Source organism: Streptomyces sp. NPDC055506, assembly GCF_053643595.1.
Window position 1 is genome coordinate 17,719 of record NZ_JBSHKH010000088.1, and the last position, 17,444, is coordinate 35,162.

At 71.6% G+C, this 17,444-nt stretch carries 16 protein-coding genes and 1 pseudogene; 7 read left to right on the top strand and 10 right to left on the bottom strand.

The window, feature by feature from the left end; translation table 11 throughout:
• Positions 1-135: 135 nt before the first annotated feature.
• The 6 genes from ACWIF2_RS27770 to ACWIF2_RS27795 all read right to left on the bottom strand — a co-directional run bounded on the left by ACWIF2_RS27770 (position 136) and on the right by ACWIF2_RS27795 (position 7,271).
• Positions 136-717 (bottom strand): hypothetical protein, encoded by a 582-nt coding sequence (locus tag ACWIF2_RS27770; protein ID WP_382497951.1) that lies wholly within the window; start codon positions 715-717, stop codon positions 136-138.
• Between the two features lie 93 nt (positions 718-810).
• Positions 811-2,052: an MFS transporter gene (locus ACWIF2_RS27775; RefSeq protein WP_454363499.1), complete on the bottom strand. Its 1,242-nt coding sequence runs from the start codon at positions 2,050-2,052 to the stop codon at positions 811-813.
• 42 nt (positions 2,053-2,094) lie between these two features.
• Positions 2,095-3,540, bottom strand: a complete 1,446-nt coding sequence (locus ACWIF2_RS27780) for a CitMHS family transporter (RefSeq protein ID WP_454363501.1) — start codon at positions 3,538-3,540, stop codon at positions 2,095-2,097.
• Positions 3,541-3,675: 135 nt separating this feature from the next.
• Positions 3,676-5,919, bottom strand: a complete 2,244-nt coding sequence (locus ACWIF2_RS27785; RefSeq protein WP_454363503.1) for a molybdopterin oxidoreductase family protein — start codon at positions 5,917-5,919, stop codon at positions 3,676-3,678.
• A gap of 126 nt (positions 5,920-6,045) precedes the next feature.
• Positions 6,046-6,663 (bottom strand): TetR family transcriptional regulator, encoded by a 618-nt coding sequence (locus ACWIF2_RS27790; RefSeq protein WP_454363505.1) that lies wholly within the window; start codon positions 6,661-6,663, stop codon positions 6,046-6,048.
• Positions 6,660-7,271 (bottom strand): hypothetical protein, encoded by a 612-nt coding sequence (locus tag ACWIF2_RS27795; RefSeq protein WP_454363507.1) that lies wholly within the window; start codon positions 7,269-7,271, stop codon positions 6,660-6,662. The genes ACWIF2_RS27790 and ACWIF2_RS27795 overlap by 4 nt, the downstream gene beginning before the upstream one ends.
• A gap of 154 nt (positions 7,272-7,425) precedes the next feature.
• Here ACWIF2_RS27795 and hmgA point away from each other — a divergent pair, with 154 nt between their 5' ends.
• Genes hmgA through ACWIF2_RS27810 form a run of 3 tightly spaced genes read left to right on the top strand, consistent with a single transcriptional unit; the run spans position 7,426 to position 10,701 of the window.
• The gene (hmgA, locus tag ACWIF2_RS27800) at positions 7,426-8,751 is read left to right on the top strand and encodes a homogentisate 1,2-dioxygenase (protein WP_454363508.1); all 1,326 of its coding nucleotides are present in this window, start codon (positions 7,426-7,428) and stop codon (positions 8,749-8,751) included.
• A gap of 26 nt (positions 8,752-8,777) precedes the next feature.
• On the top strand, positions 8,778-9,524 hold the full coding sequence (locus tag ACWIF2_RS27805) for a GntR family transcriptional regulator (RefSeq protein ID WP_454363509.1): 747 nt from the start codon (positions 8,778-8,780) through the stop codon (positions 9,522-9,524).
• A 34-nt stretch (positions 9,525-9,558) separates the two neighbouring features.
• Positions 9,559-10,701 (top strand): type ISP restriction/modification enzyme, encoded by a 1,143-nt coding sequence (locus tag ACWIF2_RS27810; RefSeq protein ID WP_454363511.1) that lies wholly within the window; start codon positions 9,559-9,561, stop codon positions 10,699-10,701.
• Between the two features lie 7 nt (positions 10,702-10,708).
• Here the strand turns inward: ACWIF2_RS27810 and ACWIF2_RS27815 are convergent, their stop codons facing one another.
• Positions 10,709-11,437, bottom strand: a complete 729-nt coding sequence (locus ACWIF2_RS27815) for a TetR/AcrR family transcriptional regulator (RefSeq protein ID WP_454363513.1) — start codon at positions 11,435-11,437, stop codon at positions 10,709-10,711.
• 63 nt (positions 11,438-11,500) lie between these two features.
• Between ACWIF2_RS27815 and ACWIF2_RS27820 the strand changes: the two genes are divergently transcribed.
• Positions 11,501-12,457 (top strand): ATP-binding cassette domain-containing protein, encoded by a 957-nt coding sequence (locus ACWIF2_RS27820; RefSeq protein ID WP_454363515.1) that lies wholly within the window; start codon positions 11,501-11,503, stop codon positions 12,455-12,457.
• Positions 12,454-13,236, top strand: coding sequence for an ABC transporter permease (locus ACWIF2_RS27825; RefSeq protein ID WP_454363517.1), 783 nt, complete (start codon positions 12,454-12,456; stop codon positions 13,234-13,236). Before ACWIF2_RS27820 ends, ACWIF2_RS27825 begins: the two co-directional genes overlap by 4 nt.
• 183 nt (positions 13,237-13,419) lie before the next feature.
• Here the strand turns inward: ACWIF2_RS27825 and ACWIF2_RS27830 are convergent, their stop codons facing one another.
• The 3 genes from ACWIF2_RS27830 to ACWIF2_RS27840 form a co-directional block, all read right to left on the bottom strand.
• Entirely contained in the window at positions 13,420-13,686 is a 267-nt protein-coding gene (locus ACWIF2_RS27830) for a hypothetical protein (protein WP_184562045.1), read from the bottom strand.
• A gap of 126 nt (positions 13,687-13,812) precedes the next feature.
• A complete protein-coding gene (locus ACWIF2_RS27835) occupies positions 13,813-14,631 on the bottom strand; it encodes an anti-sigma factor (protein WP_454363520.1) in 819 nt (272 codons plus the stop codon).
• Positions 14,628-15,170, bottom strand: a complete 543-nt coding sequence (locus ACWIF2_RS27840; protein ID WP_454363522.1) for a sigma-70 family RNA polymerase sigma factor — start codon at positions 15,168-15,170, stop codon at positions 14,628-14,630. The genes ACWIF2_RS27835 and ACWIF2_RS27840 overlap by 4 nt, the downstream gene beginning before the upstream one ends.
• Positions 15,171-15,397: 227 nt before the next feature.
• Between ACWIF2_RS27840 and ACWIF2_RS27845 the strand changes: the two genes are divergently transcribed.
• Complete coding sequence (locus tag ACWIF2_RS27845) at positions 15,398-16,930, top strand: DUF4331 domain-containing protein (protein ID WP_454363523.1); 1,533 nt, start codon at positions 15,398-15,400, stop codon at positions 16,928-16,930.
• 122 nt (positions 16,931-17,052) lie between these two features.
• Positions 17,053-17,444, top strand: a pseudogene (locus tag ACWIF2_RS27850) (hypothetical protein); the annotation flags it as partial.

Sequence of the window (17,444 nt, forward strand, 5' to 3'; positions counted from 1 at the left end):
CCCATCCCACCCCCACCCCCACCCCGAATCCCGGGGGCGGTTCCAGATGCACCACCCCGCCCCACCGAACCCGCACCACCGCCCGCCCCGGACTCGCGCCGCCCCACAGGAGCGGCGCGATACGCGGATGGTGTCCTACGCCGCGCCATCAGGGCGGCGGCGGAGGCGGAACCAGACCGCTCCGGCGACGGCGGCCAGGCCGACGGCGGCGGCGCCGGCGACCGGGGTGAAGGCCTCGGCACGGGCGATGCCGCCACCGCCCGCCGGTGCGCCGCCGTTCGGGGTGATGGTGGCCTTGGAGTCCGGGCAGGCGACCTGGAACACCTTGAACTTGCCGGCGCCGTGGGCCCGGTCGGTGAGCCACGTCAGCTTGTACTGCCCGTTGGGCAGGTCGATGAGCGGGCTGCGGCCCGCTCCGGCCGCGTTGAGGGTGACCGAGCCGCTCTTGGCCGGTACCTCGGGCAGGGCCTGGATGGTCCAGTTGACCGTCTCGCCCGCCTCGAAGTCGAACGCGGCGAGGTAGAAGTCGCAGACCTTCGGATCGTTGCGGCGATCTCCGGCCGCCGTCTCGGTGGCGTGGATCTTGACGTCCCCGTTGTCCCCCGGAGCGGCGACAGCGGGCACCCCGCTCAGGGTGGTCCCGGCGAGGGTGAGAGCGGCGAGGACGGCGGTGCGGGTGCCGGCACGGCGTGCGAGGGGTACGACGGGCATGAACATGCCTCCAAGTCAGATGATTTTCATACAAACACCTCGTCACCTGACTATCTGCTACATGTCACCCGGAAACGCCGGAGCAGCGCCCACGACGCGTCAGATGTCGCTCTTCCGGCCCAACGGCATCCCGTTCCGCCGGGGTTCGGGCTCCGCTCCGCCCGCCTCGTCCGGCTCCCGCGGTGACCGCACCGCGACCCCCGAGGACACCAGCAACAGCACCCCCAGCATCACGAACGGCGCCGCCACCCCCGCGACCCCGGCGATCAGCCCGGCAGCTGCGGGCGCGGCGACCTGGCCGAGCCGGTTGCCGGTCAGACGCAGGGCGAGGGCCGTGGAACGGGCCTCGTCCGGTGCCGCCTGGACGACCGTCGTCATGGACAGCGGCTGCCCGACGCCCAGGCAGAAGCCGAGCAGTACGAGCAGCAGACCGAGCGCCCACACCGGCACCGGCAGGGCGATCCCCGCGCACAGCAGGGCCGCCAGCAGACACGTCACGGTGAGCAGCAGGGTCCGGCCGAGCAGCCGCAGCAGGGGCGTCAGCACCAGGCGGCAGGCGATGGTGGCCGCCGCGCGCAGGCTGAGCAGGACGCCGATCACGGAGGGCGCGATGCCCCGGTGCTCGCCGACCACCGGGAGGTACGCGGTGAGGATGTCGGTCGCGGACAGCACGGCGAGGCTGATGAAGATGCCGGCGGGCACGCCCCGGGTGCGCAGGATGTTCCGGACCGGGACCCGGTCGCCCTTGTCCGCACGGGAGGTGGCCGCCGTACGGCGGTGCTCGATGCGCCACAGCGAGGTGAAGGCGACCGCGCCGACCCCGCCCGCCACGACCAGGGCGAGCGCGCTGGTGCCCGCCATGTCCTCGCCGCCGATCAGCGCGCCCGCCGCGATGGGGCCGACCAGCTGGCCGAGCGCCGCCCCGATGGTGAAGTGGCCGAAGTTGCGGTCCTGGTCGTGCGGCGCGGACTGGCGGGCGACCAGGGACTGCGAGCCGATGACGAAGCAGAGGTGGCCGAGGCCCATCACCCCGCTCCACAGGGCCATCGTCCCCAGGGAGCCGGCGACTCCACTGAGGGCGCAGCCGCCGGATATGAGGACCACGCCGAACGGCAGCAGGGGCGCGCAGCGGCCGTGGTCGGTACGGCGGCCCAGGGGGACGGCGGCGAACAGCGGAAGCAGCGCGTACACACCGGCGATCACACCGACGGCGCGTTCGTCCGCGCCCAGCGCGAGGGCCCGGTAGGAGACGGCGGGCCGGGCCATCGACACCGCCGCCTGAGCGAAGCTGAAGGCGATGACGAGGCGGAGCAGCCAGCCGCAGTTCCCACCGGGCCTCACGATGTCCTCCAACGGGGATCGAGCAACATCATTCGAACAACGTCAGATGATTCCGAACAGGATGCCCGCTCCGAGGATCACCAAGCAGGTGAGGGCGGCCCACTTCACGACGAACCTGGTGTGGTCGCCGAACTCCACCTTGGCCATGCCGACCAGGACGTAGACGGCCGGGACGAGCGGGCTGGACATGTGCAGCGGCTGGCCGACCAGCGAGGCGCGGGCCATCTCCACCGGGGAGACACCGTGTGCGGCACCGGCCTCGGCGAGGACGGGCAGGACACCGAAGTAGAAGCCGTCGTTGGACATGAAGTACGTGAGCGGCAGGCTCAGCACACCGGTGACGAGGGCCATGTGCGGGCCCATGCCCTCGGGGATGACGTCCACCATCCACTTGGCCATGTTGTCGACCATGCCGGTGCCCTGGAGGACGCCGGTGAAGACGGCGGCGGCGAAGACCATGCCGGAGACGTTCAGGACGTTGTCGGCGTGGGCGGCCAGGCGGGCCTTCTGGTCGGGGATGTGCGGGAAGTTCACGGTGAGGGCCAGCGCGGCACCGAGCAGGAACAGCACCGGGATCGGCAGCCACTCCATGATCATGGCGGTGAGCAGGGCGACCGTGAGCAGCGCGTTGAACCAGTAGAGCTTGGGGCGCAGGGTGGCCCGGTTCGGGTCGAGACCCTGGAAGCGGTCGTCCTCGCTGTCGTCCTCGGCGTCGGTGCCACCGCCGGAGCCCGAGCCCGCGTCGGAGCCGGCACCCGTGCCGCCGCCCTTGCGCATGGAGACCTTGCCGTCGCCGGAGTCGCCGGAACCGCCGGAGCCCACGAGGACCGTCTCGCTCTCCTTCTCCTCCTCCAGCACCTCGTCCAGCGTCAGCATGCCCAGCCGCCGGCGCTCACGCACACCGAGCACGTAGGAGAGGCCGAAGACGAAGAGCAGACCCACCAGGAGCGCCGGGATCATCGGGACGAAGATCTCGCTGGCGTCGAGCTTGAGCGCGGTCGCGGCACGGGCGGTCGGGCCGCCCCAGGGGAGGGTGTTCATCACGCCGTTGGCCATCGCGGCGACACCGGTCATCACGACCAGGCTCATCTTCAGGCGCTTGTACAGCGGGTACATCGCCGAGACGGTGATCATGAAGGTGGTGGAGCCGTCGCCGTCCAGCGAGACGATCGCCGCGAGCAGTGCGGTGCCCACGACGATCCGCATCGGGTCCGCTTTACAGAATTTGAGGATCCCGCGGACGATCGGGTCGAAGAGACCGACGTCGATCATCACGCCGAAGTAGACGATCGCGAACATGAGCATCGCCGCGGTGGGGGCGAGGTCGGTCACGCCGTCGAGGACGTAGTCGCCGAGCTTGGCGCCCTTGCCGACGAACACGCAGAAGAGAGCGGGAATCAGCACGAGCGCCGCGATCGGCGACATCTTCTTCATCATGATCAGGACCAGGAAGGTCGCGATCATGGCGAAGCCGAGGATGGTCAGCATGAGTGGGTACCTAACGTTCGCCCTTGAACATTCCACCAGGGCCGGCGGTTCCCGAGACGTTAGGTCCCGCAAAGCAGCGTTAACAAGACGTTGACGTGCGAGCAATAAGCGCAAAACTGCTGGTCACAGCTTTGCTCAGGTCAGGGGCGTGAGCCTTTCGGCCGCCGGGGCGCATTCGACGGGCACTCCGTTGAGAACCGCGTTGCCCGACAGCGGGTCGAGCAGAGAGCCGTCGAGAAGCTGGTTGACGTTGACGCCGGGGTCGGTCGAGGCGTGGCTCAGGCGGGTGCCGGGCCGGTCGTGGCCCCAGCCGTGCGGCAGGCTCACCACACCCCTGCGGACGGCGTCCGTGACCTCGGCCGGTGCGGTCACCTCTCCCCCGGCGCCCTTCACCCGTACCGGCGCCCCGTCCGCGACGCCCAGCCGTTCGGCGTCCTCGGGGTGGATGTGCAGGGTGCAGCGGTTGGAACCGCCGGTCAGGGCGGGCACGTTGTGCATCCAGCTGTTGTTGGAGCGCAGATGGCGGCGGCCGACCAGGACGAGCCCCTCGGGGCGTTCGGCCAGGGCCGCGCGCAGACGGGGCAGGTCCTCCGCGATCGGCCCCGGCAGCAGCTCCACCAGGCCGCTCCGGGTCTTCAGCGGCTGCGGGAGCCGGGACCGCAGCGGGCCGAGGTCGATGCCGTGCGGATGCGCGAGCAGCTTCTCCAGGGAGAGCCCGTCCGGTCGTACGCCGAAGCCGTCGCCGTAGGGGCCGAGGCGCAGCATCATGTCCAGCCGTCGTTCGGGTCCGGTGTCGCCGGTGAGCCGCGCGGCGAGCTCGCGGGGATCGCGGCCGTGCACGGGCGAGTGGGGTTCCTCGACGGCCTTGCCGAGGGTCTGGTCGATGACCATGTGGTCGACGGCGGCGGGGTCGGCTCCGTGCATGCCCGTCGCGGCGAGGATCAGCCGGGCCAGGATCTCCGTCTCCGCCATTCGGCCGGGTTCCAGCGGGACCGCGGGGCGGGTGTAGCGGACCTGGTTGCGTACGGCGAGGGTGTTGAAGGCGAAGTCGTGGTGCGGGCTCTGGGAGGGCGGGGGCGGGGGCAGTACGACGTGGGCGTGGCGTGAGGTCTCGTTGAGGTAGGGGTCGACGCTGACCATGAAGTCGAGCGAGTCGAGCGCCTTGTCGAGCCGGTCGCCGTCGGGCGCCGACAGCACGGGGTTGGCGGCGACGGCGATGATCGCGCGGACCGGCTCGCCTTCATCGGTGGCGGTGTCGATCTCCTCGGCGAGGGCCGACAGGGGCAGCTCGCCCTTCGCTTCGGGGTGCCTGCTCACCCGGGAGAGCCAGCGCCCGAGGGCGAAGCCGCGGCCGGGTCCCGCGGGGCGCGGGGTCTTGTCGGTGGCGGCCTGCGGGAAGAGCGCGCCGCCCGGCCGGTCGAGGTTGCCGGTGAGGATGTTCAGGACGTCGACGAGCCAGCTGGCCAGGGTGCCGTGCGGGACGGTGCAGCTGCCGATGCGGCCGTAGACGGCGGCGGTGGGGGCGGCGGCGAGTTCGCGGGCGAGGGTGCGGATGAGGCCGGCGTCGACGTCACAGGCCAGGGCGACCGCTTCGGGGGTGAACTCCCGCAGGGCGTCGGCCAGTTCCTCGACGCCCTGGACGTGCGGGGTCGGCTCGACGAGGCCCTCGGCGTAGAGCACCTGCGCCATCGCGGCCAGCAGCAGCGCGTCGGTGCCGGGCCGCACCGCGATGTGCCGGTCGGCGAGTTTGGCGGTCCGGGTGCGCCGCGGGTCGATGACGACGAGGGTGCCGCCCCGGGCCTTGAGCGCCTTGAGCTTGCCCGGGAAGTCGGGGGCGGTGCAGAGACTGCCGTTGGATTCCAGCGGGTTGGCGCCGATCAGGAGCAGATGGTCGGTGTGGTCGAGGTCGGGCACGGGGATGGCGTTCGCGTCGCCGAAGAGCAGTCCGCTGGAGACGTGCTTGGGCATCTGGTCGACCGTGGAGGCGGTGAAGACGCTGCGGGTGCCGAGTCCGGCGAGCAGCACCGTCGGGTAGAGCGCGCCGGCCATGGTGTGCACGTTGGGGTTGCCGAGGACGACACCGACGGAGTTCGGGCCGTACCGCTCGACGACCGGGCGGATACCGGCGGCGACGGCGTCGAAGGCCTCCTCCCAGGTGGCCTCGCGCAGCTCGCCGTCCTTGCGCACCAGCGGGGTGCGCAGCCGGTCGGGGTCGGAGTCGACGGCCCCGAAGGAGGCGCCCTTGGGGCAGATGAAGCCCTCGCTGAACACGTCGTCGCGGTCACCTCGGGCGCGGGTGACGCGGGTTCCCTCGATGGTGAGGGTCAGGCCGCAGGTGGCCTCACACAGGGGACAGATACGCAGGGCGGTGCGGGACACGGGTCCTCCCGGGGGCGGCGGCTACGGTGACGCGCGAACGCGCCCGAGCATACCGACCGGTATGCACGGAGGGGAGGCCCCGACGGCACCGGATCGAGCTGAGGGGCCCTGACCCCGTGCACCGGGTCAGTCGAGCACCCGGGACAGATACGCCCGGAGCATCTCCCGCATCTCCTCGATGATCTTCGGGTCCCCTTCCGGCATGACCCGGAACGCCAGGTGCACGAGGGTGTCGGCGGTCTCGACGGCGATGAGGAACACCCGGCGCAGCTCCTCGTCGGGCTCGCGGTCGAGGTAGCCGGAGAGGAGTTCGGTGAGGCGGTCGGCGACGCGGTGGTTGGGTTCGGTGTGGCGGGCGCCGACCGGGATCTGGTTGCCGAAGTCGACGAGGGAGAAGCCGGGCGCGGTGCGCTTCATCTCCAGGTACTCGTCGAGCACGGCGTCCATGGCCACCCGCCAGCCCCCGTCGCCCGTCTCCCGCAGGCGCTCGGTGACGCGGGCGGAGTACCGCTCGAGGTTGCGCTGGGCCAGCGCGTCGGCCATCTGGCGCTTGTTGCCGAAGAAGCGGTAGACCGAGCCGATGGGGACGCCGGCCCGCTGGGCGACGGCGCGGGTGCTCAGGGCGTCGTAGCCGACCTCGTCGAGGAGGTCGGCGCAGGCGTCGAGGATCCTGGTCAGGCGTTCGGCACTGCGCCGCTGCACGGGCGCACGACGGAGCGATGTCGCGTGGGGCACGGGCTTCATGATGCCTTTCCGGCGCGGTCCGGTGAACCTCGCCCCCCGATCCGGGACCGGTTGTCCGACGCGTGCGTGCGCGCTTCCCCCGGGGCGCTCGCACTCGGCTTCGCGCCCGGGCCGGGCTCCGACGCGGTGATGTCGGCCGTGCTCTCCACGGGCCGGCCGTCCACCGCCCAGGCGGTGCCGTCGTCGGCGTAGAGGCGGGCCGTGACGTGGTGCGTGCCGCGCGGCACGAGGTGGGCGGCCAGCCGGTACTCGGAGGTACGGAGCCTGGTGACGAGGCGGCCGTCCACATAGAGGTGCGCGAGCCCTCGCCCGGCCACCGCCTCCCCCTCCACACCCGCCCGCGAGAAGCGGAACCTGGTGACGGCCAGCCGGACGTCCCAGCCGCCGCCCGCGTCGGGCTGCACCTCGATGCCGACATCGGGCGCGTCCCGCCGGGCCACCTGACGGAAGGGCCGCCCCTCGGGGTCCCGGTCCTCCAGGAGTGTGCCCACGGGCGTGGGCGAGGTTTCGCTCCCCCGCTCCCGCGCGTCGCCGGAGCCGCAGCCCGCGGACCCGGCCAGCAGGACGCAGACCGCGAGCAGGGTGCGAGGTCCACGTGTCCACGTCATATCCGCGAGCGTAGAACGCGCGTCCGACCCGGCGGATCGTCCTCAAGTCGGGTTCAGGTCATCCCCCGAGAGGAGGGCGCGTGTCCCTCTTGCGCAGGGGAAAACGCAATCCTACGGTGTTGCATAGGAATCGGACCGCAAGGGAGCAGCGATCATGGGTTCGGACGCGCGGAAGACCGCCGAAGGGCTGACCTATCTCTCCGGCTTCGGCAACGAGCACGGCTCGGAGGCCGTCCCGGGCGCGCTGCCCGAGGGCCGCAACTCGCCCCAGCGGGCCCCGCTCGGGCTGTACGCGGAGCAGCTGAGCGGCACGGCCTTCACCGAGCCGCGGTCCCACAACCGCCGCTCATGGCTGTACCGGATCCGCCCCTCGGCCGCGCACCCGGTGTTCACCCGGACCCACAACGGCTCGGTCCGCACGGCTCCCTTCACGCAGACCGTGCCCGACCCGAACCGGCTGCGCTGGAACCCCCTTCCCGACCCGGGCCCCGAGACCGACTTCCTGGCCGGACTGTGGACGCTGGGCGGCAACGGCGACGCCACCCAGCGCACCGGCGTCGCCGTGCACCTCTATGCCGCCAACGCCTCGATGGAGAGGGTGTTCAGCGACGCCGACGGTGAGCTGCTGATCGTCCCGGAGCGCGGCGGGCTGTTGCTGCGCACCGAGTTCGGTCTGCTCCATGTGGAGCCGGGCCATGTCGCGCTCGTCCCGCGTGGGGTCCGCTTCCGTGTGGAGCTGCTGGACGAGTCGGCCCGCGGCTATGTGTGCGAGAACTACGGCGCGCCCTTCCGCCTCCCCGACCTGGGCCCGATCGGCGCGAACGGGCTCGCCAACCCCCGGGACTTCCGCGCCCCGGTCGCCGCCTACGAGGACGTCGAGGGCCCGGTGGAGGTGGTGAACAAGTTCTGCGGAAACCTCTGGACGGCCACCTACGACCACTCCCCGCTCGATGTCGTCGCCTGGCACGGCAACCATGTGCCGTACGTATACGACCTGCGCCGTTTCAATGTGCTCGGCACCATCACCTACGACCACCCGGACCCGTCGATCTTCACGGTGCTGACGTCCCCCTCGGACACCCCGGGCCTGGCCGGTGTCGACTTCGTGGTGTTCGCGCCCCGCTGGCTGGTGGGCGAGGACACCTTCCGGCCGCCGTACTTCCACCGGAACGTGATGAGCGAGTACATGGGCCTGATCGAGGGCGCCTACGATGCGAAGACGGCCGGAAAGGGGGGATTCGTGCCGGGCGGCGGTTCGCTGCACAACATGATGTCGGCGCACGGCCCGGACCGGGAGACCTTCGACCGGGCGAGCGCCGCCGAGCTGAGGCCGCAGAAGATCGACGACGGACTGGCGTTCATGTTCGAGACCCGCTGGCCGCTGACCCTCACACCGCACGCTGCCCGGGCGGAACACCTGCAGCAGCGTTACGACGAGGTCTGGCAGGGCCTGGAGCGGCACTTCCGTCCCTTGCACTGAACACCCCTGACCGGTACGGATGGCCCGTGACCTCCTTCGCCCCGGACTCGATCGTCCTGAACCGCAAGCTGCCGCTCTGGTACCAGGTGTCGCAGTCCCTGCGCGCCTCGATCCTCGGCCGCTCGCCCCAGGACCCGCTGCGCCTGCCCACCGAGGAGCAGTTGGCCGGACACTACGGCGTGAGCGTGCTGACGATGCGGCAGGCGCTGAAGGAGCTGGAGGACGAGGGGCTGATCACCCGCCACCGCAGGCGCGGCACCTTCATCGAGCCGCACGCGCGCAGGGGTTCCCCGGTCCGCCTGCTCGGCTCGGTGGACGCGATCGTGGCTCAGCAGTCCGGCATGACGACCGCACTGCTGGACCACGGCACGGCCCCCGTGCCGGGTGAACTCGCCGAGTTCTTCCCGGAGGTGCGGGAGGTCGCGACGTACCACCGGCTGCGCAGCGACGAGAAGACGGGCGAGCCGACGAACCACGCCCGCAACTACGTCCGTCCCGAACTGGCCGCGCGGATCGACCTGGACGACCTCGTCCGGTGGCCCATGACCAAGGTGCTGCGGGATGTCGTCGGGGTGGACATCAGCCGCATCACGGACATGGTGGAGGCCCGGCTGGCCGACCCGGAGACCGCGAAGCTGCTCCAAGTGCCGCTGCTCAGCCCGATCCTGCACTACACGGGCATCACCTACGACACCGACGGCCGGCCGCTGGACGTGGCCGTCATCCAGTACCGGGGCGACCGGTTCTCCTTCACGGTGACCCTTGACGCGTAGCGGCCGCCCCGCGCGCCTGCGGGGGCGTCGTACGATGCCCTGCGTGACGCACGACGACGCTCCGCCGCTGGCGGACCTCATGCCGTGGTCCGTCGCACCGCCGCGGCTCGGCCGGGGCTGGCCGGCGGCCCCCGACCCGGCGTCCCTCAAGGCCCGCTGGGACGCCTTGGTGAAGGCCGAGGGGCCCGACCGCGAGACCCTGTTCGAGCCGACCCGCTCGCGCACGCTGCACACGGCGGTCGGCCAGCTGCCCGGCCGGACCGGCGGCACGGAGAAGCTGCTCCGCGCCTCGGGCCCGTGCCCCGAGCCGGTGCGCGTGCTGCACGCGCCCTTCGACGAACAGTGGCTGATCCCCGACCAGCGGCTGATCGACGCGGCCCGCCCGGAGCTGTGGCGGGTGACGGACGAGCGACAGGTCTTCCTGGTGGAAGCGCCGGACACCCTCCTGGTCACCTCGCTGCTCCCGCTGCTCCGCCCCGGCCGCGTCCGCCCGCTGTTCCGCCGGCCGGGCGGGCGGGAGCCGAACCTGGCCCCCGGCCTGCTGGAGCACCTGGGCACCCGCCTGGGCGAGGCCCTCGCGCCGCTGGACGTACTGGCCTGGATCACGGCGACGGCCCGCCGGGACCTCACCGTCCCGCTCACCGGTGACGCCGAGGCGTGGGCGCGGGGCGTGGAGCGGGGCCACCGCCTGCTGTGGCTGATGCGCCGCGACGGCGAACGCCCGAAGCTCCCCGGCGGCCGCCGCCCCTACGTCCGCGCCCCGCTGCCCTCCCGGCCCCTGACGCTGGACTACGACAGGGACGAGGAGGCCCTGCTGCTGGACGAGGGCCGTATCTCCCCGGTGCCGCCGGAGGCCTGGGACTTCGAGGCGGGCGGGGTCCGCGTCCTGGAGCAGTGGTTCGCGGCGCGCGTCGCCGAGGCCGAGCCGGGCACCCTCTCGGCGATCCGCCCGGCGACCTGGTCGCAGACCTGGACGTCGGAACTGCTCGAGCTGATCACGGTCCTCGCCCTGCTGGCCGAACCGCGCCCCCTGGACGAGGAGGCGCTCCCGGACCCGATCACGACGGCCGAACTCCACGAGGCAGGCCTGCTCCCGGTGCCGGCGGCGGTCCGCCGGCCGGCCTCGGTGCTGGACGGTCCCGAGGAGGGCCCGGAGGGCCAGCTCGCGCTGCTCTAGCCGCGGATCAGGGCCGTTCCTGGCGCAGCTCGGGGTCGTAGGCGTCCATGACGCGTTCGAGCGCCCGCCGGAACACCGCCTCCAGATCGACCGGCCCGCTCTGCTCCATGAAGGCCGCGGCGAGTCGCGGATAGGCGCCGGTGGCCACCTGGCTGCCCAGATAGGCCATACGCACCGCGTTCTCCTCCTCCTCGGACCACGGCATGGAGCGGGTGCGCTCGACGGTCGCGATGTCGTTCGCGGTGTACGTCGACACGATGCCGTTGAGCAGCGCGATCAGCTCCGTCTTCGTACCGGCCGGCACGTCGAGCGGTTCGAGGCAGGCCAGGCAGTGCTCCAGATAGCGCAGGGTGTTGGGGCTGAAGCCGTGCACCCCCGCCATCAGGCGCGGCACCCAGGTGTGGCGGTACATGATGGCCCGCGTCTCCTCCGCGTTGCGGAGCATGTCGGCGCGCCAGTCGCCCGTGGGTTCGAACATCTCGTGCTCGGCACCGACGGCGTCCACCATCAGCTCGTACAGGTCCTCCTTTCGGGGGACGTAGTTGTACAGCGACATGGTGCCGCAGCCCAACTCCGCCGCGACATGCCGCATGGACACCCCGTCGAGCCCCTCCGCATCGGCGATCCGCACCGCCGCCGCCGCGATACCGGCGCGCGTGAACGCCGGTTTCGGCCCACGGCCGGTGCGCTCGGGGCGCGCCCAGATCACTTCGGGTACGGCCGCTCGGCCCGCCATCGGTCATCACCTCGGCCACCATCCTAGTTACGTACAGCGTACGTAGTGCGCTATGGTCATGCCATGACTTCTACGTACGCTGTACTTAGTGAGGGTCTCGAGAAGCGATTCGGGGAGGTCCGTGCCGTGCGCGGACTGGACCTCGCGGTGGCCGAGGGCACGGTGTGCGGGGTCCTCGGGCCGAACGGCGCGGGCAAGACCACGGCCGTACGGCTGCTGACCACGCTGCTGCGGCCGGACGCGGGTTCCGCGCGGGTCGCCGGACACGACCTCGTCCGCGAGGCCGCCGCGGTACGGAGCCGGATCGGTGTCACCGGGCAGGACACCTCGATCGACGGGGATCTGACCGGACGCCAGAACCTGAAGCTGTTCGGCCGGCTGCACCGGGTGCGCGGTCCGGCCGCCCGGACCGCTGAACTCCTCGACCGATTCGGGCTGGCGGAGGCCGCCGACCGGGCCGCGTCCACCTACTCCGGCGGGATGCGCCGCCGCCTGGACCTGGCGGCGAGCCTGATCCGCCGCCCCGACGTGCTGTTCCTGGACGAGCCGACCACCGGCCTCGACCCGGCCAGCCGGAACCTCATCTGGGACGCGGTGCGCGAGCTGACCGCCGAGGGCACGACCGTGCTCCTGACCACCCAGTATCTGGAGGAGGCCGACCAACTGGCCGACGACATCGCCCTGGTGGACCGCGGCCGGGTCGCGCACACCGGGTCGCCCGCGCAGCTCAAGGCGCTCGTCGGAGCGCACGCCGAGGTCGTCGTGACGGACGCGGACGTGCTCGTGCGGGCGGCGGGCGTGCTCGACCGGCTCACGGGCGCGCAGCCGTCGTTCGACCACGAGCGCAACGCCGTCGGCGCGGTCAGCAAGGACCCGACCCTCACCCTCCCGCTGCTGGTGCGCGCACTGGACACGGCGGGCGTGCCCTTGCTCGACGTGAGCCTGCGGCCACCGACGCTGGACGACGTGTTCCTGCGCCTGACCGAGACCACCACAGAGGAAAGGGCGGCTGCCGCATGAGCATGCTGGCGTACGACGGGACCGCGATGCTGGGGCGCCAGTTGCTGCGGATGCGGAACAACCCGGGACTGCTGATCCTCACCCAGACGATGCCCATCAGCATGCTGCTGTTCTTCGGCTACGTGTTCGGCAGCGCGCTGGCGATGCCGGGCGAGGCGTACCGGTCGTTCCTCGTGCCGGGCCTGCTGGTGGCGACCGCCGCGGGCGGCATCATGACCGGCATGTTCCAGGCGGCCCAGGACACGCACCGGGGTGTGACCAACCGCTTCCGTACGCTGCCGATGAGCCGGGCGGCCGTACCGCTCGGACAGGCCGCGGCGGACGTGGTGGTCACGGCCGTCGGGACGGTGCCGTTCCTGCTGGTGGGGCTCGCGGTGGGCTGGCGGATCGAGGGCGGCCCGCTGGAAGCGGCGGGAGCCTTCGGGCTGTTGCTGCTGTTCCGCTTCGCGTGCACCTGGGCCGGGATCTACCTCGGCCTGCTCACCCGGAACGAGGAGGCGGCCGGTCAGCTGGGCGGGGCGACCTTCCTGCTGCCGCTGCTGTCCAACGCGTACATCCCGACGACGGGGCTGCCGGGGTGGCTGCGGACGGTCGCCGAGTGGAATCCGATCAGCGCGGTGGCGACGGCTCTGCGGGATCTGTTGGGGAACGCGCCGATGCCCGGCGAAGCGGCCTGGCCGGTGGCCCACCCCGTCGCGGGGTCGCTCATGTGGTGCGCCGTGCTGCTCGGGATCTTCGTGCCGCTGGCCGTGCGTCAGTACGCGCGCGGGGAGCGGTGAACGGGCGGCCGGGAGTACGGAGCCGGACGACGCCCCCGGTCGCTGCCGGGCGGGGATGAGGCACCGACGGGGGGACATGCCGCGCTCGGGAACACACCTGGCGCTGCTGCGTGCCGTGGGGATGACGGACGACGAGTGCGCAGCGTGACGCCGGGGGCGGTGTGACCGCCCGAGCGCGGGCCCCTACCTGCCGCCGAACAGCGAGCGGCGCAGTCGGCGCAGCGGTGCGAAGAGCGAGACGCGACGCACGCGCGCTCCCCTGCCACTGCGGTCGTGCGGCTGGCGCGCGGTCAGTTCACGCATCAGCGAGGTCGCCTCGACCGTCTCCCGCTGCGGGACGGCGGGACCGCCCAGCACCGACAGATGGCGGTCGAGGCGCGAACTGGTCGCGCTGCTCCCGCAGGTGATCGCAGGGACCCTCGCCCTGCTGCGCACTGTTATCTGTTCCATGTCACTCCCCACCCGTACGAGTCCACCCGGCCCGGGCAGGTTAACCCTATCGCCCCGCCCGGGCACTCGTGTATCGCGGTCACAGGATTCACCTTCCCCATAAGGGGGTTGACGATGTATCTCCGATTACTCTCCGAATCCAACAGATTTCAGGGCGAGTTGGACGATCGGCTGGGTGGTGGGCTGCGGCGAGCCGCCGGCGGGCTCGACGGTTACGGCCAGTGACGTCGCGGAGGAGCCGAGACTGGTCGCGACCAGGGGCGTGTCGCCTTTGAGGAGCCCCAGGGAGCGTGGTTGCGCGCCCGGGCGCATGAGCCACAGCTGGTGCACTCGGCCGCCCGGCGGGGTGCTGTATCCGCCGAGGGTGACCACCGCGCTCCCCTCTGTCGCGGAAGCGATCACTCCGATGGTTCGGCCCCGTGCGTCCCTGCCGCTGCTCGCACGGGCGTCCGGAGCCGCCAGAACGTGGGCGATCTCACGTGACCGGTCCCGCTCGGCGGTCAGTTCGTCCTGGGTCCGGTTCGCCTGGACGGCGAACAGCGAGGCGACGACGAGGGCCGCGGCGGCGGTGGCCGTGGCGAAGGGCACGAACAGCGGGATCCGGCGCCGCCCCCGCTGCCGGGGCGGCGGCTGGGTGCCCCACACGTGCGGCGGCAGCTGCGTCGCCCGGGCGCGGGCCGGCTCGCGCGCCGCCTCTTGGGGCACCGGGTCCTGCGGAGTCGTCCGTACGGCGGCCATGACGCGGTCGCGCATCGCGGCCGGGGCCGGGGCGGCCGTGGACCAGGCGAGCCGGACGGCGTCCTCGGACAGGTCACGCACCTCGGCGGCGCAGCGGTCACAGTCCTTCATATGCCTCTCGAAGCGGACCCGCTCCGGGGGTTCCAGGGCGTCGAGCGCGTAGGGCGCGGCCAGCGAGTGCGGGTCCTCGCGGCGGAAGAGACTCATGCCACGCCTCCCAGGCACTCGCGCATCCGGGTCAGCCCGTCGCGCATCCGCGTCTTGACGGTGCCCAGCGGCAGGGAGAGCCGCTCGGCCACCTCACGGTAGGTGTAGCCCTCGTAGTAGGCGAGGGTGACGGACTGGCGCTGGAGTTCGGTGAGGCGGTCCAGGCAGCGGCGCACCCACTCGCGTTCGAGTCCCGCCTCGACCTCCTCGGTCACCTGGTCGAAGGCCGGGAAGTGGGCGCGCCAGGCCTCGCGCTGCTCGCGTTCCCCCGCCGCGCGGGCGCTGCGCACCCGGTCGACGGCACGCCGGTGGGCGAGGGTGAGGATCCAGGAGAGCGCGCTCCCCCGGTCCGGGTCGAACTTCGTGGCGGACCGCCACAGTTCGAGCAGCACCTCCTGAGCCACCTCCTCCGACTGGGCCGGATCGCGCACCACCCGCCGTACAAGACCGAACACCGGGCCGGACACCAGTCCGTACAGCTCCTCGAAGGCCTGGTGGTTCCCGCCCGCCACGAGCAGCAGCAGCTCGTCCGCCTCCACTCGTTCCCCCTCTCCGAGGCCGCATCGGGCCTGTCCCCTCACACGAGGTATTCGCAACGCACACACCTCCGGATGGGGTTACGGATCAACTCGCCGAAAACGCGGGTCGCCTGGCGATGAAACAACTTTTCAGTCGCGCCGTAAGAACGTTTGAGATTCGACCAATCCGCTCTGCCGACCACTCCGAATGGCGTGTGTCAGGCAAGTTGGCACCGAGGACGGACGGCATGACACCTAGCTTCAGGACCGGCGCGGGGCGCCGGAGCATCGCGACTGTGATCTGTGGTGCGCTGGCCACCGGCGGGCTCACCGCCGCCGGTGTGACCGCGCTGGCACCTGAGGAGGCCTCCGCCTCCAGCCATCGCGAGGCCCCGCTGATCTCGGGGACCCCGCAGTTCGACAACACCGACGTGTACGCGTTCGTCAGCCCGGACAAGCCGGACACGACGACCATCGTCGCAAACTGGATCCCCATGGAGGAACCGGCGGGCGGGCCCAACTTCTTCACGTTCGCCGAGGACGCCGAGTACGACCTGCGCATCGACAGCAACGGTGACGCGCAGGAAGACCTGCTGTTCCGGTACACGTTCAAGACGCACACGAAGAACGACAAGACGTTCCTGTACAACACGGGTCCGGTCGAGAGCCTCGACGACCCCGACCTCAACATCACGCAGACCTACGACCTCGAGCTGATCAAGCTGAAGGACCTGAAGGCGGTCTCCAAGACCAAGGTCGCCGACGACGTGCCGGTGGCGCCGTCGAACGTCGGCAAGGCTTCGATGCCGGACTACAACACCCTGCGCAAGCAGGCGATCCACAAGCTCGCCGGGGGCGCCCAGACCTTCGCCGGGCAGGCCGACGACCCGTTCTTCCTGGACCTGAGGGTCTTCGACCTGCTGTACGGCGGGAACCTCTCCGAGGTCGGCAACGACACGCTCAAGGGCTACAACGTCAACTCGATCGCCCTGCAGGTCCCCAACAGCTTCATCGCCGAGTCGCACGAACAGCCGATCGTCGGCATCTGGTCGACGACGCAGCGCAAGAACGCCAAGGGCTACTACTCCCAGGTCTCGCGCCTCGGCATGCCGCTGGTGAACGAGGTCGTCAACCCGATCAAGGACAAGGACAAGTTCAACGCGTCCGCCCCGCGGGACGACGCCCAGTTCCTGGAGAACGTCACCAACCCGGAGCTGCCCAAGCTCATCGAGGCGATCTACAAGATCCCGGCGCCCGACGAGCCGCGCAACGACCTGGTCGACGTGTTCCTCAAGGGGGTCAAGGACCTCAACCAGCCGCCGCACGTGACGCCTTCGGAGCAGCTGCGGCTCAACACGTCCATCAAGCCGGCCGCCAAGCCCAAGCGGCTGGGTGTGCTGGACGGTGACAACGCGGGCTTCCCGAACGGGCGGCGGCTCACCGACGACGTGATCGACGCGTCGCTCCAGGTCGTCGAGGGTGAGCTGCTCGGCGCCAAGAACGACCTCGGCGACGCGGTGAACGAGAACGACAAGAAGTTCGGCAAGTCCTTCCCGTACCTGGCCAACCCCACCGAGGGTTCGCGCGGCCCGCTCGCCAAGGGCGTGGACGGCGGCAACGACGTCCGCAGCCAGCTGGGCGACGCGCTGCAGCCGGCCGGCGCGCAGGGCTCGGACGACATGCGCCTGATCGCCGCGTCCGCCGGGGCCGGCGCGGGCGGCATCGTCCTGATCGGCGCGGCCCTGATGTGGTGGCGCCGTATGCGGAACCGGGCGTACTGACCCGTTCCGTCCCCCCTTGCTGGCGCGGCCCGTTCCCACCCATCCCCCACGGCACGGGCCGCGCCGCCTACACCCGCACCCGCACCCGCACCCGCACCTGCACAGCCGACTGAGGAGAGGTCATGCCTCCGCGTACGACCGACAGCACACCGGAGAGCCACGACGACGAACGCCCGCCGTCGACGGACCCGGGGCCCGAGACCGACGGCCAGGCGTCTGTGGGGCGGGGCGGCAGTTCGGCTGCCGGGGCGGAGGCCGGCGAGCAGGGCGCTCGGCAGGACAGTGCGGCGGCGGCCTGCGAAACGGGTGACACCGAGGCGGCCGGGTCGCCCGGCGCGGGGGCGGACACGGCCGGGGACGCCCCGGACCGGACGGACTCCGTCGGCACGGAGACCGGCGCAGCCGGGACCCGGGCCGACGCCGACACCGGGAACCGGCCGCGCCCGGCTCGTAGCCGTCGATCTGCTGGGCCGCGGCCTCGGTGGCCGGGAGAGTTCCGGTGGCCCTGTCTCTT